Origin of the sequence: Citricoccus sp. NPDC055426 (assembly GCF_040677445.1) — a bacterium.
Taxonomy (GTDB): domain Bacteria; phylum Actinomycetota; class Actinomycetes; order Actinomycetales; family Micrococcaceae; genus Citricoccus.
In genome coordinates, this window is record NZ_JBFARZ010000001.1 from 247,757 (window position 1) to 274,518 (window position 26,762).

The window sequence follows — 26,762 nt, forward strand, 5'->3', positions numbered from 1 at the left end:
CCATGCCCGACGCCGCCCCCTCGCCTGAGCGTGCCCCGAACCACCCCGAGGTGGCCCAGAACCTGGCCCTGAGCCAGGACGGCGCGAGCCCCGAGGAACGGCAGTCGGTGTGGCGCACGCTGCGCCGGCCGCGCTGGCTGAAGACGGAGCTGCTCGGCGGCCTGGTGGTGGCCCTGGCCCTGATCCCCGAGGCCATCGCGTTCTCGCTGATCGCCGGCGTCGACCCCAAGGTGGGGCTCTACGCGGCGTCCGTGATGGCCATCGTGATCGCCTTCCTGGGTGGGCGGCCGGCCATGATCTCCGCGGCCACGGCCGCCACCGCCCTCGTGGTGGCCCCCGTGGTGGCCAGCCACGGCGTGCAGTACCTGTTCGCGACCGTCATCCTGGCCGGGGTGTTCCAGCTGGTGCTGGGCCTGCTCGGCGTCGCCAAGCTGATGCGCTTCATCCCGCGCTCGGTGATGACCGGCTTCGTCAACGCGCTGGCGATCCTCATCTTCATCGCCCAGCTGCCCGACCTGATCGGGGTGCCGTGGCCGGTCTACGTCCTGGTCGCGATCGGACTGGCCATCATCTTCCTGTTCCCGCGGCTGACCACGGCCGTGCCCGCCCCGCTGGTCTCGATCGTGGTGGTCACGCTGCTGGCCCTCGCCGTGCAGCTGTCCGTCCCCACGGTGGGGGACAAGGGCGAGCTGCCGGACGCCCTGCCGGTCTTCCTCATCCCGGACGTCCCCTTCACCCTGGAGACTCTCCAAGTCATCGCCCCGTATGCGCTGGCCATGGCGGTGGTCGGCCTGCTGGAGTCGCTGATGACCGCCAAGCTGGTGGATGACATCACGGACACCCGCTCCTCCAAGACCCGGGAGTCCCTGGGGCAGGGCGGGGCCAACATCGTCGCCGGATTCTTCGGCGGCATGGGCGGCTGCGCCATGATCGGCCAGACCATGATCAACGTGAAGGCCTCCGGCGCCCGCACCCGCCTGTCCACCCTCACCGCCGGCGTCATGCTGATGGTGCTCGCGGTGGCGCTCGGGGACCTCGTGGGGATGGTGCCGATGGCGGCCCTGGTCGCCGTGATGGTCTTCGTCTCCTGGGCCACCTTCGAGTGGCACTCCATCCGGCCGGCCACCCTGAAGGCCATGCCGAAGTCGGAGACCGCGGTCATGCTGGTCACGGTCGCCGCCACGGTCGCCACCTCCAACCTGGCCATCGGCGTGGGGCTCGGCGTCCTGACCGCCATGGTGCTCTTCGCCCGCCGGGTGGCCCACTTCGTCACGGTGCGCCGCACCGTCCAGGAGCACGACGCCGGCTCGGTCACCTACCGGGTGGACGGCGAGTTGTTCTGGGCCTCCTCGAACGACCTCTACACCCAGTTCGACTATCTGGAGGACCCAGGGCGGGTGGTCATCGACCTGTCCCGCTCCCACCTGTGGGACGTCTCGACCATCGCCAGCCTGGATGCCATCACGGAGAAGTACGAGCGCTACGGCAAGACCGTGGAGGTGGTGGGGCTGAACGCGGCCAGTGAGGCCATGCGGGAGCGGCTGCGCGGTAGGCTGTCCCCGGGCGACTGACGCCTCCGGCGCCGCGGCCCGGTCTGCCGGGCGACGGCGGCCCGCCACCGCGGTGGATCGGCCGGTGCGATGATGGGGCCATGCAACCCGACGCCCTCGACGCCCGGCTCATCCAGTTGCTGACGGATGAGCCACAGCTGCCCATCCTGGAGTGCGCTCGGCGGCTGGGCGTCGCCCGGGGCACCGTGACCAGCCGGCTGGCCCGGCTCCAGGCGCGGGGCGTGGTCTCGGCGATCGTCCCACAGGTGGACCCGGCCGGCTTCGGCTACGACCTCGTGGCCTTCTGCTTCGTGGACATCATCCAGAACGTGGGCCACGGGCCGGTGACGGAGGCGATCCTCGAGGCCATCCCTGAGGTCACCGACCTCTACACGGTCACCGGGGACCACGACCTGCACCTGCGCGTAGTCGCCCGCAACGGCCAGGACCTGCAGGACGTGCTGGACCGGATCTCCCAGCTGGCCGGCGTGGCCCGCACCTCGTCCTCCCTGGCCCTGCGCACCCACATCCAGTCCCGCACCCTGCCGCTGCTGCACGCGGTGGCGGGCACGGACCACCCACCCTCGGCGGGCTAGGCAGTCTGTTCAGTGATCATCAGGGCAGTGCGGTCAATGTGCACAGCGTGACCAGTGAATCCTGAGTGGATTGCGTAGTGCCCGTCCGGCGTCCACACTTCTCGGCAGGACCTGACCGCCCATCGCCGAGGAGCCACCGCCATGACCGCCACCCCCACCGTGACCCCCGTGCCCACCGCCAGCGAGGCATCGGCGCCCTCGATGTCATCGACATCAATGACCGCCGCGTCTGCCCATCAGTCCGCCCGCGCCACGGTGCCCCAGGCCGTGGCCGGAGCGGTTCGCGAGAACGCCGAGGTGCTCTTCGGCCTGATGGGCAACGGCAACGCGCACCTGATCAGCGAGCTGACCAGCACCGGGTTCCCGCTGGTGACCGTCCGGCACGAGGCCGGTGCGGTCGCCGCCGCCGATGCCTACCACCGGGCCTCGGGCCGAGTCGGCACCGCGACCACCACCTACGGCGCGGGCTTCACCAACACGATGACCGCGCTCGCCGAGGCCGCCATGGCCCGCATCCCGCTCGTGCTGATCGTCGGGGACGCCCCGAGCACCGGGGCCCGAGCCTTCGACGTGGACCAGACCGCCATGGCCGCGGCGGCCGGCGTCGAGACCGTCCGCCTGGACCAGCGGGACCCGGGTGGCGAGGTGCGCCGCGCCTATGCCGCGGCCGCCCGCGATCGCCGACCGGTCGTCGTCGCGATCCCCTATGACCTGGTGGAGACGCCGGTCGAGGCCGCACCCGGCACCGCGTCCAGCAGCGAGATCGACACCGGGTCCGGCGACCGTGCCGAGACGCCGGTGGCCTCGGCGGCCCCGAGCGAGGAGGAGCTGGCGCCCCTGCTGTCCGCCCTGCGCGGGGCCGAGCGCCCGCTGCTGGTCGCCGGCCGCGGGGTGGTCGACTCCCCGGGGGCCCCGCAGGCCCTGCGCGACGTCGCCGACCGGCTGGGCGCCCTGCTGGCGAACTCCGTGATGGCGCGCAACGTGGCCGGCCCCGAGGGCGATCTGGGCATCGCCGGCGGCTTCGGCCGGCTGGAGCGGGTGGAGATCATGCGCCAGGCCGATGTGGTGCTGGTGCTCGGGGCCGGGATGAACCCCTTCCAGATGCGCTACGGCACCGTGTACGGCGCCGAGGCCACCGTGCTGCAGGTGGACCTCGACCCGACCCGGCGGCACGAGCGCACCGAACACTTCCTCGCCGCGGACACCGGCACCGTCCTGCGGGCGCTCGCCGGACACCTCGCCGAGACTCCGGCGGGCAACGGACGGCCCGACGGCGGCTGGCGAGCCCTCCAGCCGATCCCGCCGGCCCCGCGCCTGGAAACCGGAAAGGCTGAGCAGGACGGGTGGGACGGCGACGTCGGGAATGAAGGACGGGCCGGGCTGGCCCCGGACGGCCGGCTCGACCCGCGCGCGATGGCCCTGGCGCTGGAGGAGATCCTGCCGGCCGAGCGGACCTTCGTGCAGGACGGCGGGCACTTCATCGGCTGGGTCCCGCTGATGTGCTCGGTGCCGGACCCGCGCTCACACCTGTTCGTCGGCACCGCCTTCCAGTCGATCGGCCTCGGATTCCCCGCCGCCGTGGGGGCCGCGGCGGCCCGGCCGGAGCGGACCACAGTGCTGGTGACGGGGGACGGCGGCGGGCTCATGGCCCTGGCGGACCTGGAGAGCTTCCTGAGCCAGGCGCGTTCCGGCGTGGTGGTGGTCTTCAACGACGCCGCCTACGGTGCCGAGCTGCACCAGTACGCCGCCCGGGGGCTCCACGACCAGGCCATGCTCATCGACGAGGTCGACTTCGCCGCCGTCGGGAAGGCCTTCGGAGCCGAGGGGATCAAGGCCCGCAGCCTGGCCGACCTGGACGTCCTGGCCGACTGGGTGTCCCGCGGCGCGGACGGCGTGTTCGTGCTGGACCTGCCGATCTCCCAGGATGTGGTGGCCGAGTACATGACCGAGTCGATGGCCGGCGCGCAGCCCGCTCCGCGCCCGCTGCCTGTGGACTGACAGGTTCCACCGAAAGGTCGATGGACGACCCCGATCGCCCGGAATCCCGGGCGCTGCGGTCTCCATCGACCTTTCGATGTCTCCGGGGCGCCGATGAGGTGTTGCGCATCACGCTGAATCGTATACGATTGCTGGCAGAGAGAGCTGGATCACCCGGCGGCGGCGTCGCCTCCGCGCGGAGTCCATCGTCCGGGGGAGCCCGGAGCACGCAACCCACGAAGGCAGGACGGCATGGCAGAGACGACTTCCGACCCGAACCAGGTCGCCGGACCGGTGGACTTCACGGCCGGGGAGCACCGGCCCGGCAAGGTCATCGCCCTGCACCTGAACTACCCCTCGCGGATCGCCCAGCGGGGACGCAGCCCGAAGTTCCCGGGCTACTTCCTCAAGGCCGGGACCTCGATCGCCTCCACGGGCGACAGCATCGAGCGCCCCGCCGGCACCGAGCTGCTGGCCTATGAGGGCGAGATCGCGCTCATCATCGGCGAGACGTGCCGCCGTGTGAGCCCGGAGGACGGCTGGTCCAAGGTCTCCGGCATCACGGCCGCCAACGACTGGGGCCTGTACGACCTGCGGCACGCGGACAAGGGCTCCAACGTCAAGAACAAATCCGGTGACGGCTACACCCCGCTCGGCCCGGACGTGATCCCGGCCGCCGGCCTCGACCCGGAGCACCTGCGGGTCCGCACCTGGGTCAACGGGGAGATCGTCCAGGAGGACACCACCGCGGGGCTCGTCTTCCCCTTCGGACAGCTGGTGGCCGACCTGTCCCAGTTGATGACCCTCGAGGCCGGCGATGTGATCCTCACCGGCACCCCGGCCGGGTCCTCCGTGGCCCAGCCCGGCGACGTCGTCGAGGTCGAGGTGGACGCCCCCACCGCCCCCGGCGCACCGAGCTCCGGCCGGTTGGTCACCGCAGTCACCGCCTCCGAGCACGGCATGGCCCCCTACGGTCACGGCCCGCAGGTGGACGACAGACAGCGCGAGGAGGCCTGGGGATCTCGCGAGGCCGCAGGCCTCGGTCCGCAGTCGTCCGGCGACGGAGACGCGTCCGGTGAGGCAGCCGCGGCAGGTGCCGGGGCCGGCATCGGGCACCTGCACTATGTGCCCTCCACCCCGGTGGCCGACCGCAGCCTGCTCACCGAGCAGCTGAAGGCGAAGATCAACGAGACGGCCGTGGCCACCATCACCGCCCAGCTGCGCAAGCGCGGCATCAACAACGCCACGATCGACGGCGTCAAGGCCACCCACCCCGGCCAGCGCATCCTCGGCTACGCCAAGACCCTGCGCTATGTGCCCAACCGCGAGGACCTCTTCAAGGCCTTCGGTGGTGGCTACAACGCCCAGAAGCGGGCCATGGACTCGGTCGAGCAGGATGACGTGGTGGTGATGGAGGCCCGCGGTGAGAAGGGCACCGGCACCCTCGGGGACGTGCTGGCCCTGCGCGCCAAGGTGCGCGGCGCCGCCGCCGTGGTGACCGACGGCGGCGTCCGGGACAGCGCGGCCGTCGCCGAGGTGGGCCTGCAGGTCTACTCCAACGGCACGCACCCCTCGGTGCTCGGCCGGCGTCACGTGCCCTGGGAGGTGGGCGGCACCATCGCCTGCGGCGGCACCACCGTCCAGCCCGGGGACATCGTCATCGGCGACGACGACGGCGTGGTCGTGGTGCCCCCGGCCCTGCTCGCAGAGGTGGTTGAGGACGCCTGGGAGCAGGAGCAGCAGGACGCCTGGGTGTATGAGCAGGTGGAGGCCGGCCACCCGGTGGACGGGTTGTTCCCGCCGAACGCCGAGTGGAAGGCCCAATACGCCGCCTACCGCGCGAGCCGAGACGGTCGGTGACCATGACCTCCACGGCTGCGGTGGGCTCCAAGGCGGACCAGGCCTACCGCCAGATCCTGGCCGGCATCAACGCCGGGCGGTACGCCCCCGGGGCACGCCTGGTGCTGTCCCAGCTCGCCGCCGAGCTGGATATGTCCGTGGTGCCGGTGCGGGAGGCCATCCGCCGCCTGCAGTCTGACTCGATCGTGGCCTACACCCGCAACGTCGGGGCGACCGTGATCGGGATCGACCCGGAGGTCTACCACCACACCATGGAGACCCTGGCCGTGGTGGAGGGTTTCTCCACCGCCCAGTGCGCCCCGCTGGTCACGGCGGAGGAGCTGGGCCGGGCGCGGGAGCTCAACGAGAGGATGCGGGCGCTGCTGACGGACTTCGACGCCCAGGAGTTCACCACCCTGAACAAGGAGTTCCATTCGGTGCTCTTCGAGCACCACCAGAACCCCCACATCCTGGACCTCGTCCACCGCGGCTGGGCCCGGCTGGCCGCCCTGCGGTCCTCGACCTTCGCCTACGTGCCCGGCCGGGCCAAGACCTCGGTGGCCGAACACGACCACCTGCTGGACCTGATCGCGGCCGGCGCCGACTTCGCCACCGTGGAGGAGACCGCCCGCCGGCACCGGCTCAACACCCTGAACGCCTATCTGGACCACGTCGCCGGCACCGCCGATGACGCCGACACCCCGTCTGTCTGACGACCGAGAGGACCATGATGACTGCCCAGAGCAACGACTTCGTTCCCGCGAACCTGCCCTCGACCATCCAGCACTACATCGGCGGCAAGCACGTCGACTCCATCGACGGCGACACCTTCGAGGTGTTGAACCCCGTCACCAACCAGCCCTACCTGAAGGCCGCCTCCGGCAAGGTCGCCGACATCGACGCCGCGGTCGCCGCCGCCAAGGACGCCTTCGAGAACGGCCCCTGGCCGCGCATGCTGCCCCGCGAACGCTCCCGGGTGCTGAACCGGATCGCGGACATCGTGGAGACCCGCGGCCAGGAGCTCGCCGAGATGGAGTGCTTCGACACCGGGCTGCCGATCTCGCAGGCCCTGGGCCAGGCCCGGCGCGCGGCGGAGAACTTCCGCTTCTTCGCCGACCTGATCGTGGCCCAGCACGACGACGCCTTCAAGGTCCCCGGCCGCCAGGCCAACTATGTCAACCGCAAGCCGATCGGCGTGGCAGGGCTGATCACCCCCTGGAACACCCCCTTCATGCTCGAGTCCTGGAAGCTCGGCCCGGCCATCGCCTCCGGCAACACCGTGGTGCTCAAGCCGGCGGAGTTCACCCCGCTGTCCGCCTCCCTGTGGCCGGGCATCTTCGAGGAGGCCGGACTGCCGACCGGCGTGTTCAACATGGTGCACGGCTACGGCGAGGAGGGCTTCGCCGGCGACTCCCTGGTCAAGCACCCGGACGTCCCGCTGATCTCCTTCACCGGTGAGTCCACCACCGGGCAGATCATCTTCGCCAACGCCGCCCCGCACCTCAAGGGCCTGTCCATGGAGCTGGGCGGCAAGTCGCCGGCCGTCGTGTTCGACGACGCCGACCTCGACGCCGCCATCGACGCGACCGTCTTCGGGGTGTTCTCCCTCAACGGCGAGCGCTGCACCGCCGGCTCCCGCATCCTGGTCCAGCGCGGCATCTACGACGAGTTCGTGCAGCGCTACTCGGCCCAGGCGAAGCGCGTGAAGGTCGGGTTGCCGCACGAGGAGTCCACCGAGGTCGGCGCCCTGGTGCACCCGGAGCACTTCGAGAAGGTCATGTCCTACGTGGAGATCGGCAAGACCGAGGCGCGTCTGACCGCCGGCGGCGGCCGTCCCGAGCAGTTCCCCTCAGGGAACTTCATCCAGCCGACCGTCTTCGCCGACGTGGCCCCGGACGCCCGGATCTTCCAGGAGGAGATCTTCGGACCGGTGGTGGCCATCACGCCGTTCGACACGGACGAGGAAGCCCTCGAGCTGGCGAACAACACCAAGTACGGCCTGGCCGCCTACATCTGGACGAACGACCTGAAGCGGTCCCACAACTTCGCCCAGAACGTGGAGGCCGGCATGGTGTGGCTGAACTCCAACAACGTGCGGGACCTGCGCACCCCCTTCGGCGGCGTCAAGGCCTCCGGCCTGGGCCACGAGGGCGGCTACCGCTCCATCGACTTCTACACCGACCAGCAGGCCGTGCACATCAACCTCGGCGAGGTCCACAACCCCGTCTTCGGCAAGCAGGAGGAAGCCGCCGAGCAGCTCCAGGCCTGAGCGGCAGCCCCACCGGACGCCCCGTCCCCCTCCACGCCACCACCCCACCAGCGCAAGGATTGACATGACACACCTCGACGACCGGACCATGACGTCCTCCGGCTTCTACGTCTCCCAGGACGCCCCCATCGTCTCCGACAACCCCATCCCGACCCCGCAGGCCCCGGCCCCGGACATCCTGCGGTGCGCCTACATGGAACTCGTGGTCACCGACCTGGCCGCCTCCCGCCAGTTCTACGTGGACGTGCTCGGCCTGACCGTGACCGAGGAGGACGAGGACACCATCTACCTGCGGTCGCTGGAGGAGTTCATCCACCACAACCTGGTCCTGCGCAAGGGGCCGGTGGCCGCCGTCGCCGTGTTCTCCTACCGGGTGCGCAGCCCCGAGGAACTGGACCGGGCGGTGGCCTTCTACGAGGAGCTCGGCTGCCGGGTGGAGCGCCGGGCCGAGGGGTTCACGAAGGGCATCGGCGACTCGGTGCGCGTGGAGGACCCCTTGGGCTTCCCCTACGAGTTCTTCTACGACGTGGAGCACGTCGAGCGACTGGCCTGGCGCTATGACCTGTACACCCCGGGGGCCCTGGTGCGCCTGGACCACTTCAACCAGGTGACCCCGGACGTCCCCCGCGCCACGAAGTTCATGCAGGACCTGGGCTTCCGCGTCACCGAGGACATCCAGGACGACAAGGGCACCGTGTACGCCGCGTGGATGCGCCGCAAGCCGACCGTGCACGACACCGCCATGACCGGCGGCAACGGCCCCCGCATGCACCATGTCGCCTTCGCCACCCACGAGAAGCACAACATCCTGGCGATCTGCGACAAGATGGGCGCCCTGCGCATCTCCGACCGGATCGAGCGCGGCCCCGGCCGCCACGGTGTGTCCAACGCCTTCTACCTGTACATCCTCGACCCGGACGGCCACCGCGTGGAGATCTACACCCAGGACTACTACACGGGAGACCCGGACAACCCGGTGATCACCTGGGACGTGCATGACAACCAGCGCCGCGACTTCTGGGGCAACCCCGTGGTCCCGTCCTGGTACACCGAGGCCTCCCTCGTGCTGGACCTGGACGGCCAGCCCAAGCCGGTCGTCGAGCGCACGGAGAGCTCCGAGATGGACGTCACCATCGGCGCCGACGGGTTCTCCTACACCCGCGAGGGCGACGCGGACGGGACCTACACGGGCGAGGCCGCCAAGGGCTTCAAGCTCGGGAACCAGCTGTAGGGAGGGGGCACGCTCATGCTTGACCACGCCACGCACGCCGCCATCGCCGACGAGCTGCACGCCGCCGGGCAGGACCGCCAGCCGGTGCCGCTGCTCACGGCGCGCTATCCGGAGATGGAGATCGAGGACTCCTACGCGGTGCAGGGCATCTGGGCCCAGCGCCAGCAGGAGGCCGGCCGGAGGAAGGTGGGCCACAAGATCGGCCTGACCTCCAAGGCCATGCAGGACGCCACCGGGATCGACGAGCCCGACTACGGGGTCATCTTCGACGACATGGTGATGGAGTCCGGCCACGTGTACCAGTGGGACCGCTACACCCACCCTCGGGTGGAGATGGAGCTGGCCTTCGTCCTCAAGGAGACGCTGGCCGGACCGGGCGTCACCCTGTTGGACGTGCTGCGCGCCACCGAATACGTGGTGCCGGCGCTGGAGGTGCTGGACTCCCGGATCGAGATGGCCGGCCGCACCATCGTGGACACCATCAGCGACAACGCCGCGATGGGGGCCATGGTGCTCGGTGGCCGGCCGGTGTCCGTGGACGCCGTGGACCTGCGCTGGGTGGCGGGGATGCTCTCGCGCAACCAGGAGATCATGGAGACCGGCGTAGCCGCCGGGGTGCTGAACCACCCGGCCAACGGCGTGCACTGGCTGGCCAACCGGATCGCCGGGCACGGGGACGTGCTCGAGGCCGGGGAGACCATCCTCGCCGGCTCCTTCACCCGGCCCATGTGGGTCTACGCCGGGGACACCGTCTATGCCGACTACGGGGAACTGGGGACCGTGACATGCCGATTCGTCTGACGCCGCAGCCGAGCCTGAAGGACCTGTTCACCCCCGAGGCACGGGCGGCCCGGGACGGGCGGCCGTCCGCCGGGATGTTCGTCAACTCCGGGGACCCGACGGCCACCGAGATCTGCGCCTCCGCCGGCCTGGACTACGTGCTGCTCGACGGCGAGCACGCCCCGATGGGACTGGAGACCGTCCAGGCGCAGCTGCGGGCCATGGCCGGGTACCCAACCATCCCGGTGGTGCGCGTCCCGGCCCTGGACGCCGTGCTGGTCAAGCAGTACCTGGACCTGGGGGCCCAGTCCCTGGTCATCCCGATGGTGGACACCGTGGCGGACGCCGAGGAGGCGGTGCGCGCGATGCACTACCCGCCCCGCGGCATCCGCGGGGTGGGCTCGGCCCTGGCGCGCTCGGCGCGTTGGAACCGGATCCCGGACTATCTGCACCGTGCCGGGGACCTCGTCACCCTGGTCGTCCAGATCGAGTCCGCCGCCGCCGTCGCCGAGGCCTCTCGGATCGTCGAGGTGGACGGGGTGGACGGCATCTTCATCGGCCCCTCCGACCTGGCCGCGTCCATGGGGCTGATCGGCCAGCAGAACCACCCGGACGTCGTGGCGGCCGTGACCTCCGTGATCGGCCAGGTCAAGACCGCTGGGAAGTTCGTCGGCGTCAACGCCTTCGCCCCCGAACAGGCCCGGGACTACGCAGCTGCCGGGGCCGACTTCGTGAACGTCGCCGCGGACGTCGCGATTCTCGCCCGGGCCACCGAGGCCCTCGCCGACACGTGGTGCCCCGCACCGACCCTCGACTAGAACCGCCGGTCCTGCCACCGCCCTGACACCGATCCGCCACAGACTTTCCAAGGAGTCGTTATGCTCTTCCACCACAACGGGTACGTTTCCACGGACCCCCGCATCCAGCCCGCCGCCGGGGTGGGCCTCGACCGATCCTCCGAACTGCCGGACACCATGGACGTGCTCGTGGTCGGGGCCGGCCCCGCCGGGATGACCGCCGCGGCCCAGTTGGCGAGTTTCCCTGAGGTCATGACCTGCCTCATCGACCGCCGCCCCCGGCGCCTGGAGATCGGTCAGGCCGACGGCATCCAGGCCCGCAGCGTCGAGACCTTCCAGGCCTTCGGCTTCGCCGATGAGATCATCGCGGAGGCCTACCACCTGACCGAGATGAACTTCTGGAAGCCGGACCCCCAGAACCCGGACCACATCACCCGCACTGCCCGGGCGGAGGACGATCCGAGCGGTGTCAGCGAGTTCCCGCACCTGATCGTCAACCAGGCCCGGGTGCTGGACTACTTCGCCCGGTTCGCGCGGAACGCCCCGTCCCGCACCGAGCCGTACTTCGGCTGGGAGTTCGTCTCCCTCGAGCTCGGCGAGGGCGAGTACCCCGTCACCGCCACCCTGCGGCGCAGCGGCGACACGGCCCAGGCGGGCATCGAGCCCGGCGCGGAGCGGGTGGTGCGGGCCAAGTACGTGGTCGGCGGCGACGGCGCCCATTCCAAGGTGCGCCGGGACATCGGGGCCCAGCACGTGGGCGCGGTCTCCTACCACGCCTGGGGTGTCATGGACGTGGTGGCCGAGACCGACTTCCCGGATATCCGCACCAAGTGCGCCATCCAGTCCCGGCACGGCTCCATCCTGCACATCCCCCGCGAGGGCGGCTTCCTGTTCCGGATGTACGTGGATTTGGGGGAGGTGGACCAGGACGATGCCGGCGCCGTGCGCAAGACCCCGATCGAGTCGATCATCGCCCAGGCCAACCACATCGTCGCCCCCTACACGGTGGACGTGAAGGACGTGGCCTGGTGGAGCGTGTACGAGGTCGGTCACCGCGTGACGGACCGCTTCGACGACGTCCCGACCGAGCAGGCCGGCCAGCGCGAGCCGCGGGTGTTCATCGCGGGGGACGCCTGTCACACCCACTCGGCCAAGGCGGGTCAGGGGATGAACGTCTCGATCCAGGACGCCTTCAACCTCGGCTGGAAGCTCGGCCAGGTGCTGACCGGGGTCGCCACCCCGAAGCTGCTGTCCACCTATTCGGCCGAACGGCAGCCGGTGGCGCAGAACCTCATCGACTTCGACCGCGAATGGTCCTCGATGATGGCCGCCAAGCCGGAGGACCTCGAGAGTGAGACCGCGCTCGAGGAGTTCTACCAGAAGACCTTCGAGTTCCCGGCCGGGTTCATGACCGAGTACCCCGCGGGACTGCTCACCGGGCCGGCCACCCATCAGCACCTGGCCACCGGGTTCCCCCTGGGCAAGCGCTTCAAGGCCCACCCGGTCAAACGGGTCTGTGACACCACCCCGCAGCGACTGGGCCACCAGCATGTGGCCGACGGCCGGTGGCGGATCTACGCCTTCGCCGACTCGGCCGCGTCCTCGGCACCGGATTCCGCGCTGCGGGCCTGGGGCCAGTGGATGGACTCTGAGGACTCCCCGCTGCATCGGTACACGCCGGCGGGGAAGGACGCGGACGCGCTGTTCGACGTCTACGCCGTCTACCAGCAGCCTCACGAGCAGGTGGAGTTGATGCAGTCCCCGGCGGCCTTCCGCCCGAAGGTCGGACGGCTCCACATCTCCAACCTGAACAAGGTCTTCGGCGTGGACCCGGCGGAGGACATCTTCAAGGCCCGCGGCATCAGCCGGGACGGTGCCGTGGTGCTCGTCCGCCCGGACCAGTACGTGGCCGGCGTGTTCCCCCTGGACGCACCGGCTGAACTGGCCGACTTCCTGTCCCCGATCTTCGACACCCGCTCCTGAGGAACCCGTGACCACCACCTCCCATCGCTCCGAACGGGCGAACCAGCGCCGCGTGGCGGCCGCCACGCTGGTCGGCACCACCGTCGAATGGTGTGACTACTTCATCTACGCCACGATGGCTGCCGACCTATGAGTCCGCCGGAGTCCTCGCGGTCTGGCCGTTGTTCCTGCTGATCGACTCGGGCAGCCTGGCCAACCTCTACCTCGGCCTGGCACTGGTCTGCATCGGCACCGGGCTGACCTACGGCCCCCAGTCGGCGCTGTACTCGGAGCCGTCGGCCTACGCCGCCTCCTCCCAGGCTGGCTAACCGGCGGGCTCCGCCCGGGAGCCTGAGCCGGCGGGCTCGGACCCGTCCACGCGGGGGATGCTGCCGGTGATGAGGGAGACGGCGGGACCCGGGTCCTGGGCCCGGAAGACGCTGTGCTGGGAGCGAAGGGCCCAGCACAGCGTGCCGCCGAGGTCTGCGACCAGTCCGTTGCGGCGTTCCACCAGGGCCCGGCGCACATCCCCGGGGAACCACTGGTACCGCAGGCCGACCTCACCGTCCTGCAGCCAGGGGACGTAGCGGTCCGTGGCCTGCCGGGCCCACGCGTCCACCAGTCCGGGGCGCGCCCGCTCGGTGAGGGCCAGGGAGCCGAAGTACCGGCCGTTGAGGTCGATCAGCCGGTGCACGCCGTCCTCGGAGATCAGGAACTGCAGCTCCACCAGGCCGGACCACTCCACCCGGGCCAGGAGTCTCTCGGCCGACGCGGCCAGGGTCCGGTCCACCGGGACGGTGCGGGCGCGCGCGGAGGACCCGGCCGGCGTCGGCCACAGGCGGGGCGATTCCTGTTGCACCCGGCCGACCAACCGGCCGTTGTGGAACAGGCCGATCAGTGCCCCGAGCCTCCCGGGACGGTACTGCTGGAGGATGGGCTCGTCGCCGTCGGCACGGAATGCGGCCAGGGCGTCCCGGAGCTCGGCGTGGTCGGCGCAGACCCGCGTCTCGAGCCGCAGGGGCCGGAGCTGCCCCGGCCGCCAATGACGCCGATTCTTGACCACGAGCGGGAAGTCTCGTGCCGTCAGCCGGTCCAGGACCGCCGCGGTGGCGGGCAGGGTCTCCGGTGCGGCGAGCCCGGCGTCCTCCGCCCAGCGCGAGAGCAGCAGCTTGTCCCCGGCCCGCTTCACGGCCACCGCCGGGGGATGGGCCACCCGCGCCGGCAGCCGGTCCCGGTAGTGGGACAGCGCGGACAGGGAGTCGTCCCCGGCCCCGACCAGCAGCTCGTAGCCGACCTCGGCATGGGCCGCCCGGATGGCCGCGAGGAAATCGCTCGCGTCCCCACGCGGGCGGGGCACCCGGTGGACGTGTGCCACGGCGTTCGACCCGCCCACCAGGCCGCCGCCAGCGTCCGGCACCCCGGCCCCGACCGTCCACCCGGCGGCCCGCAGCGACCGTGCCGCTGCGACGGCGCCCCGGTCCCGCGATCCGGCGATGATCAGCACCGAGCGGCGACGGCCAGGACCCTCTGACGCGGCCGCGGAACGCGGGCGAGTCGCCGTGGCCGGTGCCTCGGCGGCGGAGCGGGAGGAGGGGGAGCGGGAGGAGGGGGAAGAGGGGGAGGAGCGGGGCGCGAGGGTCATGGCCTCACGCTAGGAAGAGGCCATGAGACCCCCATGAGACGTGCATGAGCGGTGGATGAGACTGCTGCGGCTACCGGCGGGCGAACCGCGTCAGCCGCAGCGAGTTGGCCACGACCAGCACGGAGCTGGCTGCCATGGCCGCGCCGGCCAGCATGGGGTTGAGCAGGCCCACGGCGGCCACGGGGATGCCGAGCGTGTTGTAGGCGAAGGCCCAGAACAGGTTGGACTTGATGATGCCCAGGGTCTTGCGGCTCAGCTGCACTGACTGCACCACCTGGCCCAGCGAGGAGCCCATCACCGTGATGTCCGCGGCCTCGCGGGCCACGTCCGTGCCGGAGCCCATGGCGATCCCCAGGTCCGCCTGGGCCAGCGCCGGGGCGTCGTTCACGCCGTCACCCACCATGGCCACCACGCGGCCGGTCTGCTGGAGCTCCGCCACCTTCGCCACCTTCTCCTCGGGGCGCACCCCGGCGAACACGTCCTCGGGGGAGATCCCGACGGCGGCCGCCACCTGGGCGGCCACGGCGGCGTTGTCCCCGGTCAGCAGGATCGGGCGCAGGCCGAGGCGCCGGAACTCGGCGATGGCCGGTGCCGAGGACTCCTTGACGGTGTCCTGCAGGGAGATGATCCCGGCGATCCGGCCGTCCACGGCCACCCAGATCGCGGTGGCGCCGGCCTCCTCCGCCTCGGCGAGCTGCTGCTCCTGGGCGGTGGTCAGCGCCCCGGAGTCCAGCTGCGTGACGATGTAGCTGGACCGCCCCGCCGCCACGATCACCTCTCGGCCGGGGCCTCCTTCACGCTGGGTGGTCAGTTCCGGTGGCGATTGACCGTCATCCGGCACGGGACCTGACCACTCAGCGCCAGGGGTGACGGTGCCGCGCACGCCCCCGCCGGCGGCCGAGGAGAAGTCGGTGACCTCGGGGACCTGGCCCGTGGCCGAACGCTCGCGGGCGGCGGCCACGATCGCCGTGGCGATGGGGTGCTCGGAATGCGATTCGACCGCACCCGCCAGAGCCAGGAGGTGGCCGGCGTCGGGCCCGTGGTCCTGTTCCCGGAGTGGCGTCACCGAGGTGACGGCGAGGTCGCCGGAGGTCACGGTGCCGGTCTTGTCCAGCAAGATGGTGTCCACGGTGCGGGTGTCCTCGAGGACTTCGGGGCCGCGGATGAGGATGCCGAGCTGGGAGGCGCGGCCGGTGCCGGCGAGCAGGCCGACCGGGGTGGCCAGGCCCAGCGCGCAGGGGCAGGCGATGACCAACACGGCGACGGCGGCGCGGAAGGCGGAGTGCAGATCGCCGCCGGAGAAGACCATCCACGCACCGAAGGTGAGTACCGCGATGACCAGGACGATCGGCACGAAGACCGCCGAGATGCGGTCCGCCAGGCGGGCGATCGGGGCCTTGCCGGTCTGGGCGTCCGAGACGAGGCGGCCCATCTGGGCGAGCGTGGTGTCCGAGCCGGTCCGGGTGGCCCGGACCAGCAGCCGGCCGGAGGTGTTGACGGTGGCGCCGGTGACGGTGTCCTCGGGGCCGACCTCTTCGGGGACCGATTCGCCCGTGATCAGGGAGGTGTCCACGGCCGAGTGGCCGGAGATGACGAAGCCGTCCGTGGCGACCTTCTCGCCGGGGCGGACCACGAACTCGTCACCCGGGACGAGGTCGGCCGCGGGGACGGTGTGTTCCGTGCCGTCGCGCAGCACCGTGGCGGTCTTGGCCCCCAGGTCCAGCAGGGCCTTCAGGGCGTGACCGGCCTGCTTCTTGGCGCGGGCCTCCAGCCAGCGGCCGAGCAGCAGGAACGTGGTGACCACGCCGGCGGTCTCGAAGTAGAGCTGGTGGTCGGCCATCGAGGCCATGTCCCCGGCACCCATGGCGGCGCCGGCGTGCGCGGTCATGGCGGGGTCGAGCAGGAGCTCGACCGTGGAGAACGCCCAGGCGGCGAGCACGCCGAGTGAGACCAGGGTGTCCATGGTGGAGGAGCCGTGGCGTGCCGCCTTGAACGCGGCGGTGTGGAACGGCCAGGCGGACCAGAAGGTCACCGGCGTGGCCAGGACGAGGGCGACCCAGCCCCAGTGGGGGAACTGCAGGGCCGGGAACATCGAGATCAGGAACAGCGGGACGGTGAGGATCGCCGCCCCGATGAGCCGCGGCCTGATCACATCCCCGGTGGGCCCGTGGTCCAGGTGACCGCCGTGACCGCCGTGACCGCCGTGGTCGGCGTGCTCCGGAACGTCGAGGGGCTCCGGAGGGTCGAGGCGCTGCCCCTCGCCCCCCTCCCCAGGCGCAGAGTGACCCTGCCCCCGCCGAAGTGACGTGGTCTGGTCACTCTGTGCCCCGGTTGTTGCCGGGCGGCGCAGGGAGGCGGTGTAACCGGCCTGGTCCACCGCCGCGAGGATCTGCTCGTCCGTGATGGAGGACGGAACCGTCACCGCAGCGGACTCCAGGGGCAGGTTGACGGTGGCTGTCACCCCGTCGATCTTGCCGAGCTTGCGCTCCACCCGGCCGACGCAGGACGCGCACGTCATGCCCGTGATGTCCAGGTCCACCCTCCGGACGGCTTCGAGCGTCCCGCTGGTGTCCGGTGCTGCGGTGTCCATGATCCGTCCTGTCTGTTGCGTCTGACCCGCCGGGTCCTGTTCCTGCCGCGGGTGCTGTTCGTCTAACCGGTCCGGGGCGCGGACCTGGGTTCAGGCGAGGTCCAGACCGGGGGTGGCGACGGCGTAGCCGGCTTCCTCGACGGCGGCCTTCAGGTCCTCGGGGGCCACGGTGCCCGTCCCGGTGGTCACGGTGGCCGTGGAGGTCCCGCCGGCCACGAGCTTGACCTCCACACCCGTGACGCCGGGCAGTTCCTGCAGTTCCTCGGTGACGCTGGCGACGCAGTGGTTGCAGGTCATGCCGTTGATCTTGATGTCGGTGGTGCTCATGATGGTTCTCCTCGGGATCGAAACGATGGCGGTGACGATGGTGATGGCGTTGGCGGCGTGGCAGGGCGTGGGACGGCGCGTCAGCGCATGAGGCGCGCGATGGCCGCGGTGGCCTCGGCGACCTTGGCCTGGACGGCCTCGTCGTTGCCCGTCTCACGGGACTCGCGGGCAGCATCGGCCACGCAGTGACCCATGTGGTCCTCGAGCAGCCCGAGACTGACGGCGTGCAAGGCCTTCGTGGCGGCTGCCACCTGCGTGAGGATGTCGATGCAGTACTGGTCCTCATCCACCATCCGGGAGATGCCGCGGACCTGCCCCTCGATGCGGCGCAGCCGCTTGAGGTAGGCGTCCTTGTTCGGGCTGTACCCGTGGTGGGCCTGCTCGTCCGTGGACTCAGGCTGTTCGGCGATCTCCGTGCTCATGCCTGCACTGTATACCCCCTATGGGTATCGGTTCAAGTACCCATAGGGGGTATCGAGTCGCGGTCAGGACATGCCTGCGGCCCGCCACCGGGTGGTGGCGGGCCGCAGGAGGGAAGAGTGGTGTGGCGGGGCAGGCTCAGGCGCTCATCCGCAGGGTGGCGCCCCCCTGGCCAGCGCTGTCGCCAGCGGTGCCGACGGACCCATCGGGCTGGACGCCGAGCTCTCGCATCAGGCCCAGGACCCGGGCCTCGAGATCGTCCCGCATGGCGCGGATGTCCGCCAGGGAGCGGCCCACGAAGCTGGGGATGTCCCAGTCGCGGACGTCCTGGCCGGACAGCTGTTCCACCTGCTCGGCGCAGGCGAAGGTCACCACGTGCTGGGCGGCCCGGTGCACATCCTCGGAGAGGGGCTTGGGGTACGCCTGGTCCAAGGGGACGCCGATCTCCGCCATGACGGTCACGGCGTCCTCATGCAGGTGTCCGGCGGGCGCCAGCCCGGCGGAGCGCGCGGTGATGCGCCCCGCGGAGTGCCGGAGCAACAGGGAGGCGGCCATCTGGGAGCGCCCGGCGTTGACGTCGTCGATGAACAGGACGCGGGGCAGCGGCGACTCGATGATGCCCTGGGCGATGCCGAGGGCGCGCAACCGGCTGTCCGCGAAGTTGCCGGCCAGCAGGGGCAGGTAGGCCTTCACGGTGGCCCGCCGGTCCATCTCCCGGTAGCACTCGGCCAGGACGCGGTCCACCGTGGGGCGGTCCGCCACCCGCGCATAGCGCTCATGCAGGTGTGCTGCGGTCCGCTCCAACACGTGGCGGTCCAGGGCGGGGGCGGAGGCGGCGGTGCCGGCGTCGCCCTGTGGCGACTCCTCCTGGGGGGCGTGCTTGCCGTTCATGACTGCTCCTTCGCAGGGCGTGCGGGTCAGGCGGCGGCTGCGACCGCTTGAGTCGCCGCGTCGCGCTCGGCGGGGCCCGCCGCCAGCCGGCGCAGGCGGTCCTCGGCCTCGCGGATGGCCAGGGTGGGCAGAAAGGTCTTCAGCCGTGCGGTCCGGTCCAGCTCGCGGTAGGCGGTGTTGACGGTGGAACGGATCAGGTCCGGCTCCAGGGCGGCGTACGTGGCCTGCAGGCCACGTACGGCGCGGCCCAGCACGTGGGCATGCAGGATGTGGTTGGCCCCGGTGGGCAGCGCGCCGTCCATGCCGTTTCCGGCGGGAGCGGGGGCCGAGTGGTGGCCGGCGGGCCGGGCGGCGCTGCGCTGCGCCGCGGCCGATGATGTTGTCTGGGTCATGACGTGGGTGGTCATGGGCACCTCCTTCTCTGATCCCGGCGACCTCTCGTCGGCGGGTCCGTCCTCGTCCTGAGGTGAACACCAGGTGAACGGAACATGAATCAGCATAGTCTATTCGGTATTGTTCCGGTAGTGCGTGGCTGAGAGCCACCTCACAAAGGCGTCATGGAGACCCCTGTCAGAACCCGGTCAACGCCCTGCCGGCACCTCATCGACAGCCCCGCCGGGCCCTGATGTGACCCGCCTGCGTCCGCGATTCCCGCGGGGTTAACCCGGGCGTGCCAGAATCGGCCACCGTGACGGACTTCAGCGCAGCCCCGCAGACCGCCACCGGCCGAACGCCCCTGACCGGCGTCCCGGACGGCGGTTCCGGACCCCTGTCCCGGCTCCTGTCGATCCGCCGCCTGACCAGCCCGGTGGCCCGCGAGTCCCTCGCGATCTGGATGGCCATCGCCGCCGGGGTGGCGGGCGCCGCCGTCGGGATCCTGGTCTTCGTGGGGCGCCGCGCGCCGCTGTCCGGGGACTTCTCGGTGGGCACCGCCGCCGGCATCCTCACCGCCGTGGCCGCGGGGCTGGCCTGCCTGGTGGGCCTGGCCCGCTCCACCCGCACCACGCACCAGTGGATGATCCAGCGGCACTGGGCGTGGATGGTGGCGGATGCGGTGGGGCTCGTGGTGGTGCACGCCTCGATCGCAGTGATGGCCTGCCTGGCCCTGTTCCGCCTGTTCCAGGAGTCGTTCACGGGTCTGACGGTGGACGGGATCGCCTCCACCGTGATGCTGACGATCACCGGTTCCGTGGCCGGCTACCTGGGGTTCAACTCCGCGGCCCGGATCTCCACGCGCTCCCTGTCCTCACTGCTGGCGCTGTTCATGGCCTCCGGCATGATCGTCTCGATGCTGCTGGCGGAGAACCCCTTCTGGTGGCACGCGTTCTTCTCCGAACTCGGCACGGGGCAGGCCGGCATCCTGTCCTTCTGGACGTTCAACACCACGCTCACGGTGTCCGGCCTGGTCCTGACCACCCTCTCCTCCTTCATCACCCAGGACCTCTTCTCCTGGGCCCGCGCCCGCGCCCGGCAGGGGGTCCGCAAGGCCCGGATCGGGGTGCTGCGCTGGTCCCTGTTCATCATCGGGCTGTGCATGATGGGCGCCGGCGTGGTCCCCATCAACTTCTCCGACCCCGTGCACTCGACCTTCATCCGCATCCTCGGCGTAGTGTTCATCGTCCTGCTGGCCTCGATCCAGATCTGGCTGCCCGGCTTCCCGGCCGCGGTCTACGTGGGCACCTACCTGATGCTGGCCCTGGCGGTGATGGCCACCCTGCTCTGGCTCCCGCTGCGCTACTACAACCTCACCGGCTTCGAGCTCGCCATGGGCGGGGTCATCTACGCCTGGCTCGTGGTGTTCATCCGCAACCTCGACGCCGTGCTCACCGAGGCCGGCCTGGGCGACCGGGCCCGCGAGGCCGCCGTCGAGGAGGCGGCGGTGGGGGCGAACGGAGAGGAGGCGGAGGTGCCGGGGCAGGGCCCGGCGCTGGTGTCCGGCACGGCGGCCCGCACGACGCCGGCCCTGCAGCCGGACGGTCGGCCCGCCTACCGCGGATGGCAGGTGGGGCACGACCGGCACGACCAGCGCGGCGATCCCGACGGGTACACCCGGTGGCCGTGACCCGAGGGGCCGGGCCCGGACCGACCACCACGGTGGGGCTGGCCCGGGAGGCCGTGGTGCTTGTCGGTGCGGGTGCCGCGATCCTGCTGCAGGTGTCCCACCGCCCCGTGGGGGCCGGGGTGGCACGGCACTCAGACTTCGCCGCCGACCCGCTGAAGCGGCTGCGTCACACCCTCCAATTCGTCTACGCGGCCGTCCTGCCGGAGGCCGAGCCGGCGCGGGAACGGATCGCCGCCTGGGTGGGCGCCGCGCACGCGCCGGTCCGTGGCGCCGACGCCGGGGGTCGTGCCTACTCCGCGGCCGATCCCCAGGCGCAGCTGTGGGTCACGGCCACCCTCTACTGGGCGGCGGAGCGCACCCGGTGGCGGATCTGGGGGGAGCTGGACCCCGCGGACGCCGAACGGATCTACCGCGACTACGCGGAGCTCGGGACCCTGCTGGGGATGCCCGCCGGTCTCTGGCCGAGCGACCGGGCGGCCTTCGCGCGGTACTGGGAGGCCGCCGTCGTGCGCCTGGAGGTGACCCAGGAGGCGCGGGACATCGCGCGGGACCTGTTCGCCGCGGAACAGGCCCCCTGGTGGCTGCGGCGGGTGATGCCGGTGGCGCGGTTCGTGACCGCGGGGATGCTGCCGGGACGGATCCGCACCGAGCTGGGACTGGACTGGGACGGGGTCCAGGCACGCCGCGAGGCCCGCCTGTGGGGCGTGCTCCGGGCCGTGTACCCCTGCCTGCCGCGCCGGCTGCGACACCTGCCCTCAGCATTGGTGGTGCGCACCCTGCGCGCTGGCACAATGCGGGGGTGACCATCTCGACTGCCTCCCGCCCCGCGGCCAGCCCTGCGGCCTCCTCTTGGGTCTACCTGGCGGTCTGCGTGGTCCTGGTCTCCCTCAACCTGCGGACCCTGTTCTCGAGCTTCTCGGCGATCCTGCCGGAGATCATCGCGGCCACCGGCCTGCCGGACTGGGGTGCCACCCTGCTCACCACCGTCCCGGCCACGCTCCTGGGCGTCTTCGCGCCCGTGGCACCGGTGCTGGCCCGCCGCTTCGGCACCTGGCAGGTACTGTTCGGGGCGCTGGTGCTGCTCACCGCCGGCCTGGTGCTGCGCGCGGTCCCGGTGCCCGACGGCGGCGCCCTGCTCCCGCTGCTGGCGGGCACCGTGGTCTCCGGCGCGGCCATCGCCCTGGCCAATGTGGTGCTGCCCAGTATCGTCAAACAGGACTTCGCCGAGCACCAGGGCCTGATGAGCGGCCTGTACACCACCGCGATCTGCGGATCGGCGGCCTTCGGCGCCGGACTGACCTTCCCGCTCTACGGCTCGATGGGGTCATGGCACCTGGCGCTGGGCGTCTGGGCCGTGCCCGTGGTGCTGGCCGCGGCGCTGCTGGTGCCGGTGCTGCTGCGGCACCGCTCCGCTGCGAGGGTGTCCACCTCGACCACGGGACGCAGCCCGCTGACCTCGCCCGTGGCCTGGCAGATCACCGGCATGATGGTCTGCCAGGCCATGACCTCCTTCACCTGCTTCGCCTGGCTGGCCCCCATCCTGCGCGAGCGGGGGATCGACGGCGGCACGGCGGGGGTGATCGTGGCCCTCTCGATCGTGCTGCAGATGGCAGGATCCCTGTTCGGCCCCGTCTGGGCGGCCCGGCTGCGCTCGCAGTCCGGGCTCAACGTGGCCGCCGCCGTGCTGACGGCGGGCGGGTTCATCCTCTCCATCCACGGACCGCTGGGCGCGATCTGGCTCTGGACCGGGATCCTCGGCGTCGGGCAGGGAGCGCTGACCGCTTTGGCCCTGACCATGATCGCGCTGCGCAGCACCACCTCCCACATGGCGATCCGCGTGTCGGGGATGATGCAGGGGCTCGGCTACGGCCTGGGCTCGGCCGGCACCTTCATCACCGGTCAGATCTTCGCGTCCACGGGCTCCTTCGGCCCCGCCGCGTGGCTCTTCGCCGCCTCCGGGCTCGGGGCGGCCGCCTTCGGCTGGCTCGCCGGCCGGGACCGCACCATCCAGGGGTAGCCGACCGGCCGTCGTCGGGCAGGAGGACCGGGTCGGCGTGGTGGCCTCTGGTCTCATCATGCGAACGTCCGGTGTGTCGCCGCCGCTCAGGACCGACACACCGGATATTTCCATGACGCGTCACAGGGTGGGGGCGAGGACGACGATCGGCCCTGAACGTCACGGGGCGTCCATGGGAGAATGGCGGGGATGGCTGAGACTTCTCGTCCCCGCGGAGGGGACCACCGCCCGGACCGCACCGCCCGGACCACTGCCGCGCGCCCGGCCGACCCCGCCGACGCGCGCCTGGAGCACGCCCGGGACGGAAAGCTCAAGCTCAACCGCCCGAAGCGGGGGCTGATCGACGAGACCGAGGCGAAGCAGATCGCCGAGGATCGCGCCCGGCTGCAGCAGCAGGGGATCGGCGGACCGTTGGACGGCCGCATGCTCTCCAACCCCGCCGCCGAGACGGGCCGCCCCCAGGTCCGCCCCCAGACGGAGGGCTGGACCCAGCCGACCGCCGACGACGGCCGGCCGCTGTTGCAGTTCAAGCAGCCCCGCGTGGCGCAGCCGAAGACCCACCTGGCCGACCTGACGCTGGCCGAGCGCGAGGCCAGGGTCAAGGAGATGGGGCTGCCGGGATTCCGCGCCAAGCAGCTCTCCACCCACTACTTCACGCACTTCACCTCGGACCCCGAGCGGATGACGGACCTGCCCGCCGGGCAGCGGGATCAGCTGGTGGGCGAGATGATGCCACCGCTGCTGACCGAGGTCCGCCGGCTCACCACGGACAACGGGGACACCGTGAAGTTCCTGTGGCGCCTGTTCGACGGGGCGCTGGTGGAGTCCGTGCTCATGCGCTATCCGGGGCGGGTGACGCTGTGCGTGTCCAGCCAGGCCGGTTGCGGCATGAACTGCCCCTTCTGCGCCACCGGCCAGAACGGCCTGACGCGCAACATGTCCACGGCGGAGATCGTGGAGCAGGTGGTCCGCGCCAACGAGGTCATCGCCTCCGGCGGACTGGGCGGGCTGCGCCGGGACGGCGGGCACAACGCCGAGCGCGTCACCAACATCGTGTTCATGGGCATGGGCGAGCCGCTGGCCAACTACAAGCGGGTGATCGCCTCCGTCCGCCGCATGGTGGACCCCGCCCCGGAGGGCCTGGGGATGTCCGCCCGCCACATCACCGTCTCCACGGTGGGGCTGGTGCCCGCCATCAACAAGCTGGCGGCCGAGGGCATCCCGGTCACCTTCGCGCTGTCCCTGCACGCCCCGGACGATGAGTTGCGGGACGAGCTGATCCCGGTGAACTCGCGGTGGAAGGCGGACGAGGCCATCGACGCGGCCTACAACTACTTCGTGCAGACCGGGCGGCGCGTGTCCATCGAGTACGCGCTGATCAAGGACATGAACGACCACGCCTGGCGGGCGGATCTGCTGGCCAAGAAGCTCAACGCCCGCGGCCGCGGCTGGGTGCACGTGAACCCCATCCCGCTGAACCCGACCCCCGGGTCCATCTGGACGTCCTCCGAGCCGGACGTGACGGACGAGTTCATCGACCGGTTGAACGACGCCGGCATCCCCACGACGCTGCGGGACACCCGGGGCAAGGAGATCGACGGTGCCTGTGGCCAGCTGGCCGCCGAGGGGGACGAGGACGAGGCGGACGGCACCGTGACTGACCCGGGCCCCGGCCGTCGTGGCCGCGGCGGCGCCGCGGAGTCGATCGACATCCGCGGCTGAGGCCTCACCCTCACCCCTGCAACTGGGGGTCGAAAGATGCCCGCGACACGCCGGAGATACGGCGTGTCGCGGGCATCTTCTGACCTGCAGTTCTTGGTGCCCGACGGCGGCCGGTGCGTTGCGCTGGGAGGCGCGGGGCCGGCGTCGGGCCCGGTCTTCAGGCCTGTTGCCTGGGACCGATGTTCAGGCCCGGTCTTCGGGTCGGAGCAGCCGGGCCATGTGTTCCAGCGCGAGGCGGTAGCCGTGGGCCCCGGCCCCGGCGATGACCGCCTCGGCCACCTTGGAGACGTAGGAGTGGTGGCGGAACTCCTCCCGACGGTGGATGTTGGTGAGGTGGACCTCGATCACCGGCAGCTCCGCGGCCAGCAGCGCGTCCATGATGGCGATCGAGGTGGTGGTGTAACCCGCCGGGTTCAGGATGACGCCGGCGCCCGACTCCCGGGCCTCCTGGATCCAGTCGATCAGGACGCCCTCGTGGTTGGACTGCCGGAAGTCCACCGCGAGGCCCAGGCCGGAGGCGGTCTCCTCACAGAGGGAACGCACATCCGCCAGGGTCGAGGTGCCGTACTTCTCCGGTTCACGCTGGCCGAGGAGGTTCAGGTTCGGTCCGTTGAGCACGTAGACGGGCTTGTTCTGGGTCATGACGCCTCAGACTATCGGGTGGCGCGCTGGGACGGACGCTGGGAGCCATGGTGCAGCCCGGCCTCGATCTCCGCGTCCGAGACGGGGTTGCCGAGCTCGGCCAACGGCGTCTTGTACGTCTCGCGGGTGGTCAGGGCCACCAGGGTCGCCAGGATGGTGGCGCCGGAGACCAGCCAGGCGGCCGGCCCCCAGTTCGCGTAGTTGTCCCCGACCAGCGCGGAGGCGATCATCGGCGTGAAGCCGGAGACCAGGATGCCGACCTGCAGTCCCACCGCGACGCCGGAGTAGCGCACCTTGACGTTGAACAGCTCGGAGAACCAGGCCGGGTAGACGGCGTTGGAGAGAGCGTAGGTCACGCCGAGGATGGTCGTGGAGGCCACGAACACCAGGGCGATGTTGCCCGAGGCGATGGCGTTGAAATACACCCAGATCATCACGGCGGTGGTGGCGGTACCGGCCACGAAGGTCGGCCTGCGGCCGATCCGGTCAGAGAGGTAGGCCGCCGCCGGCGTGGTGAAGATGGCCACGATGTTGCCCACGATGGTCACCCACAGCATGGTGGAGGAGTCGATGCCCACCTGGGTGGCGTAGGACAGGCCGAACGCCTGCATCAGGGTGTTGGTCACGACCTGCAGGGACAGGATGGAGATCTGGACGAACTGCACCGGGTGGGTGCGGAGCATGACCAGGAAGGGGGCCTTCTCCTGCTCGCCGGCGTCCTTGGTCTCCTGGAAGTCCTCGGGCTCCTGCAGGCTCCGGCGGACGAACCAGGCCACCGCCAGCACGAGGATCGAGGCGAGGAACGGCAGGCGCCAGCCCCAACTGAGCATGGCCTCCTCGTCCATGGCCGTGACCGGCAGGAACGCCAGGGAGGCCAGGACGATTCCTGCGGCGATGCCGGAGATCGAGAAGGACGGGAAGAACCCGCGCAGCCCCACGGGCGCCTCCTCGGTGCTCAGCGCGGAGGCGCCGGCGATCTCGGCGCCGGCGGAGAGCCCCTGGGCCAGCCGGAGCACCACGAGCAGGATGGGCGCCCAGAGGCCGGCCTGCGCGTAGGTGGGCAGGATGCCGATCAGGAAGGTGGCCGCGCCCATCAGCAACAGGGTGGCCAGCAGGATTGCCTTGCGGCCGACCCGGTCACCCAGGTGCCCGAAGAAGATCGCGCCGAAGGGGCGGGCCACGTAGGCCACTCCGAGGGTGCCGAAGGACGCCACCAGGGTGAGGGCATCGCTGCCGGTGTCCGGGAAGAAGACGCGGGGGAAGATCAGCGAGGCCGCCGTGGCGTAGACGAAGAAGTCGTAGTACTCGAGGGCCCCGCCGAGGAAGGCCGACCAGCCGGCGCGCTTGGCGCGGACCATGCGGTACTGCTGGTCCTCGGGCGACATGGTGTCCAGCTGACCGCTGGTGTCACGGGGGGCCGTGTGGGTGGTGCTCATGGTTACTCCCAG

Annotated in this window: 24 protein-coding genes; 16 read left to right on the plus strand and 8 right to left on the minus strand. The window is 71.2% G+C overall.

Features of this window, described 5'->3' with window-relative positions; all coding sequences use genetic code 11:
* Window positions 1–2 precede the first annotated feature (2 nt).
* The 12 genes from AB0K08_RS01170 (at window position 3) to AB0K08_RS01225 (ending at window position 13,330) form a co-directional block, all read left to right on the plus strand.
* The gene (locus AB0K08_RS01170; protein WP_363350818.1) at window positions 3–1,571 is read left to right on the plus strand and encodes a SulP family inorganic anion transporter; all 1,569 of its coding nucleotides are present in this window, start codon (window positions 3–5) and stop codon (window positions 1,569–1,571) included.
* Between the two features lie 80 nt (window positions 1,572–1,651).
* Complete coding sequence (locus tag AB0K08_RS01175; protein WP_363350820.1) at window positions 1,652–2,146, plus strand: Lrp/AsnC family transcriptional regulator; 495 nt, start codon at window positions 1,652–1,654, stop codon at window positions 2,144–2,146.
* 141 nt (window positions 2,147–2,287) lie between these two features.
* Entirely contained in the window at window positions 2,288–4,144 is a 1,857-nt protein-coding gene (locus AB0K08_RS01180; RefSeq protein WP_363350822.1) for a thiamine pyrophosphate-binding protein, read from the plus strand.
* 231 nt (window positions 4,145–4,375) lie between these two features.
* Window positions 4,376–5,983 (plus strand): fumarylacetoacetate hydrolase family protein, encoded by a 1,608-nt coding sequence (locus tag AB0K08_RS01185; protein ID WP_363350824.1) that lies wholly within the window; start codon window positions 4,376–4,378, stop codon window positions 5,981–5,983.
* Window positions 5,984–5,985: 2 nt separating this feature from the next.
* Window positions 5,986–6,675 carry a GntR family transcriptional regulator gene (locus AB0K08_RS01190; protein ID WP_363350826.1) on the plus strand — a complete coding sequence of 230 codons (690 nt, stop codon included), beginning with the start codon at window positions 5,986–5,988 and terminating at the stop codon, window positions 6,673–6,675.
* Between the two features lie 17 nt (window positions 6,676–6,692).
* Window positions 6,693–8,231 (plus strand): 5-carboxymethyl-2-hydroxymuconate semialdehyde dehydrogenase, encoded by a 1,539-nt coding sequence (gene hpaE / locus AB0K08_RS01195; protein ID WP_363350828.1) that lies wholly within the window; start codon window positions 6,693–6,695, stop codon window positions 8,229–8,231.
* A 64-nt stretch (window positions 8,232–8,295) separates the two neighbouring features.
* Window positions 8,296–9,462 carry a 3,4-dihydroxyphenylacetate 2,3-dioxygenase gene (gene hpaD / locus AB0K08_RS01200; RefSeq protein WP_363350830.1) on the plus strand — a complete coding sequence of 389 codons (1,167 nt, stop codon included), beginning with the start codon at window positions 8,296–8,298 and terminating at the stop codon, window positions 9,460–9,462.
* Between the two features lie 15 nt (window positions 9,463–9,477).
* The gene (gene hpaH / locus AB0K08_RS01205) at window positions 9,478–10,263 is read left to right on the plus strand and encodes a 2-oxo-hept-4-ene-1,7-dioate hydratase (RefSeq protein WP_363350832.1); all 786 of its coding nucleotides are present in this window, start codon (window positions 9,478–9,480) and stop codon (window positions 10,261–10,263) included.
* Window positions 10,248–11,060 (plus strand): aldolase/citrate lyase family protein, encoded by an 813-nt coding sequence (locus AB0K08_RS01210; RefSeq protein ID WP_363350834.1) that lies wholly within the window; start codon window positions 10,248–10,250, stop codon window positions 11,058–11,060. Before hpaH ends, AB0K08_RS01210 begins: the two co-directional genes overlap by 16 nt.
* A 60-nt stretch (window positions 11,061–11,120) precedes the next feature.
* Window positions 11,121–13,022, plus strand: a complete 1,902-nt coding sequence (locus AB0K08_RS01215) for an FAD-dependent monooxygenase (RefSeq protein WP_363350836.1) — start codon at window positions 11,121–11,123, stop codon at window positions 13,020–13,022.
* Between the two features lie 7 nt (window positions 13,023–13,029).
* Window positions 13,030–13,155: a hypothetical protein gene (locus AB0K08_RS01220; protein ID WP_363350838.1), complete on the plus strand. Its 126-nt coding sequence runs from the start codon at window positions 13,030–13,032 to the stop codon at window positions 13,153–13,155.
* Window positions 13,115–13,330, plus strand: a complete 216-nt coding sequence (locus AB0K08_RS01225; RefSeq protein ID WP_363350840.1) for a hypothetical protein — start codon at window positions 13,115–13,117, stop codon at window positions 13,328–13,330. The genes AB0K08_RS01220 and AB0K08_RS01225 overlap by 41 nt, the downstream gene beginning before the upstream one ends.
* Here AB0K08_RS01225 and AB0K08_RS01230 read toward each other — a convergent pair.
* The 6 genes from AB0K08_RS01230 to AB0K08_RS01255 all read right to left on the minus strand — a co-directional run bounded on the left by AB0K08_RS01230 (window position 13,327) and on the right by AB0K08_RS01255 (window position 19,278).
* The gene (locus tag AB0K08_RS01230; protein ID WP_363350842.1) at window positions 13,327–14,643 is read right to left on the minus strand and encodes a hypothetical protein; all 1,317 of its coding nucleotides are present in this window, start codon (window positions 14,641–14,643) and stop codon (window positions 13,327–13,329) included. The genes AB0K08_RS01225 and AB0K08_RS01230 overlap by 4 nt on opposite strands.
* Before the next feature lie 70 nt (window positions 14,644–14,713).
* Window positions 14,714–17,233, minus strand: coding sequence for a heavy metal translocating P-type ATPase (locus tag AB0K08_RS01235; protein WP_363350844.1), 2,520 nt, complete (start codon window positions 17,231–17,233; stop codon window positions 14,714–14,716).
* A 90-nt stretch (window positions 17,234–17,323) separates the two neighbouring features.
* Window positions 17,324–17,560, minus strand: coding sequence for a heavy-metal-associated domain-containing protein (locus tag AB0K08_RS01240; RefSeq protein WP_363350846.1), 237 nt, complete (start codon window positions 17,558–17,560; stop codon window positions 17,324–17,326).
* Window positions 17,561–17,640: 80 nt separating this feature from the next.
* Complete coding sequence (locus AB0K08_RS01245; RefSeq protein WP_363350848.1) at window positions 17,641–17,982, minus strand: metal-sensitive transcriptional regulator; 342 nt, start codon at window positions 17,980–17,982, stop codon at window positions 17,641–17,643.
* A 136-nt stretch (window positions 17,983–18,118) separates the two neighbouring features.
* On the minus strand, window positions 18,119–18,871 hold the full coding sequence (locus AB0K08_RS01250; RefSeq protein WP_363350850.1) for a three-helix bundle dimerization domain-containing protein: 753 nt from the start codon (window positions 18,869–18,871) through the stop codon (window positions 18,119–18,121).
* Between the two features lie 26 nt (window positions 18,872–18,897).
* Window positions 18,898–19,278, minus strand: coding sequence for a three-helix bundle dimerization domain-containing protein (locus AB0K08_RS01255; RefSeq protein WP_363350852.1), 381 nt, complete (start codon window positions 19,276–19,278; stop codon window positions 18,898–18,900).
* A 281-nt stretch (window positions 19,279–19,559) separates the two neighbouring features.
* Between AB0K08_RS01255 and AB0K08_RS01260 the strand changes: the two genes are divergently transcribed.
* The 4 genes from AB0K08_RS01260 (at window position 19,560) to rlmN (ending at window position 24,672) form a co-directional block, all read left to right on the plus strand.
* Window positions 19,560–20,933 (plus strand): hypothetical protein, encoded by a 1,374-nt coding sequence (locus AB0K08_RS01260; protein ID WP_363350854.1) that lies wholly within the window; start codon window positions 19,560–19,562, stop codon window positions 20,931–20,933.
* Window positions 20,924–21,736, plus strand: a complete 813-nt coding sequence (locus tag AB0K08_RS01265; RefSeq protein WP_363350856.1) for an oxygenase MpaB family protein — start codon at window positions 20,924–20,926, stop codon at window positions 21,734–21,736. The genes AB0K08_RS01260 and AB0K08_RS01265 overlap by 10 nt, the downstream gene beginning before the upstream one ends.
* Complete coding sequence (locus AB0K08_RS01270) at window positions 21,733–22,950, plus strand: MFS transporter (RefSeq protein ID WP_363350858.1); 1,218 nt, start codon at window positions 21,733–21,735, stop codon at window positions 22,948–22,950. The genes AB0K08_RS01265 and AB0K08_RS01270 overlap by 4 nt, the downstream gene beginning before the upstream one ends.
* A 423-nt stretch (window positions 22,951–23,373) precedes the next feature.
* A complete protein-coding gene (rlmN, locus tag AB0K08_RS01275) occupies window positions 23,374–24,672 on the plus strand; it encodes a 23S rRNA (adenine(2503)-C(2))-methyltransferase RlmN (protein ID WP_363351826.1) in 1,299 nt (432 codons plus the stop codon).
* A gap of 183 nt (window positions 24,673–24,855) precedes the next feature.
* Here the strand turns inward: rlmN and aroQ are convergent, their stop codons facing one another.
* Window positions 24,856–25,314: a type II 3-dehydroquinate dehydratase gene (gene aroQ, locus AB0K08_RS01280; RefSeq protein WP_363350860.1), complete on the minus strand. Its 459-nt coding sequence runs from the start codon at window positions 25,312–25,314 to the stop codon at window positions 24,856–24,858.
* An 11-nt stretch (window positions 25,315–25,325) separates the two neighbouring features.
* Window positions 25,326–26,750 (minus strand): MFS transporter, encoded by a 1,425-nt coding sequence (locus AB0K08_RS01285; protein WP_363350862.1) that lies wholly within the window; start codon window positions 26,748–26,750, stop codon window positions 25,326–25,328.
* Window positions 26,751–26,762: the final 12 nt, after the last annotated feature.

Bases quoted from the DNA above. Each gene is read 5' to 3' on its own strand.
- AB0K08_RS01170 (WP_363350818.1), top strand. From the start codon at position 3: ATGCCCGACGCCGCCCCCTCGCCTGAGCGTGCCCCGAACCACCCCGAG.
- AB0K08_RS01175 (WP_363350820.1), top strand. From the start codon at position 1,652: ATGCAACCCGACGCCCTCGACGCCCGGCTCATCCAGTTGCTGACGGAT.
- AB0K08_RS01180 (WP_363350822.1), top strand. From the start codon at position 2,288: ATGACCGCCACCCCCACCGTGACCCCCGTGCCCACCGCCAGCGAGGCA.
- AB0K08_RS01185 (WP_363350824.1), top strand. From the start codon at position 4,376: ATGGCAGAGACGACTTCCGACCCGAACCAGGTCGCCGGACCGGTGGAC.
- AB0K08_RS01190 (WP_363350826.1), top strand. From the start codon at position 5,986: ATGACCTCCACGGCTGCGGTGGGCTCCAAGGCGGACCAGGCCTACCGC.
- hpaE (WP_363350828.1), top strand. From the start codon at position 6,693: ATGACTGCCCAGAGCAACGACTTCGTTCCCGCGAACCTGCCCTCGACC.
- hpaD (WP_363350830.1), top strand. From the start codon at position 8,296: ATGACACACCTCGACGACCGGACCATGACGTCCTCCGGCTTCTACGTC.
- hpaH (WP_363350832.1), top strand. From the start codon at position 9,478: ATGCTTGACCACGCCACGCACGCCGCCATCGCCGACGAGCTGCACGCC.
- AB0K08_RS01210 (WP_363350834.1), top strand. From the start codon at position 10,248: ATGCCGATTCGTCTGACGCCGCAGCCGAGCCTGAAGGACCTGTTCACC.
- AB0K08_RS01215 (WP_363350836.1), top strand. From the start codon at position 11,121: ATGCTCTTCCACCACAACGGGTACGTTTCCACGGACCCCCGCATCCAG.
- AB0K08_RS01230 (WP_363350842.1), bottom strand. From the start codon at position 14,643: ATGACCCTCGCGCCCCGCTCCTCCCCCTCTTCCCCCTCCTCCCGCTCC.
- AB0K08_RS01235 (WP_363350844.1), bottom strand. From the start codon at position 17,233: ATGGACACCGCAGCACCGGACACCAGCGGGACGCTCGAAGCCGTCCGG.
- AB0K08_RS01240 (WP_363350846.1), bottom strand. From the start codon at position 17,560: ATGAGCACCACCGACATCAAGATCAACGGCATGACCTGCAACCACTGC.
- AB0K08_RS01245 (WP_363350848.1), bottom strand. From the start codon at position 17,982: ATGAGCACGGAGATCGCCGAACAGCCTGAGTCCACGGACGAGCAGGCC.
- AB0K08_RS01250 (WP_363350850.1), bottom strand. From the start codon at position 18,871: ATGAACGGCAAGCACGCCCCCCAGGAGGAGTCGCCACAGGGCGACGCC.
- AB0K08_RS01255 (WP_363350852.1), bottom strand. From the start codon at position 19,278: ATGACCACCCACGTCATGACCCAGACAACATCATCGGCCGCGGCGCAG.
- rlmN (WP_363351826.1), top strand. From the start codon at position 23,374: ATGCTCTCCAACCCCGCCGCCGAGACGGGCCGCCCCCAGGTCCGCCCC.
- aroQ (WP_363350860.1), bottom strand. From the start codon at position 25,314: ATGACCCAGAACAAGCCCGTCTACGTGCTCAACGGACCGAACCTGAAC.
- AB0K08_RS01285 (WP_363350862.1), bottom strand. From the start codon at position 26,750: ATGAGCACCACCCACACGGCCCCCCGTGACACCAGCGGTCAGCTGGAC.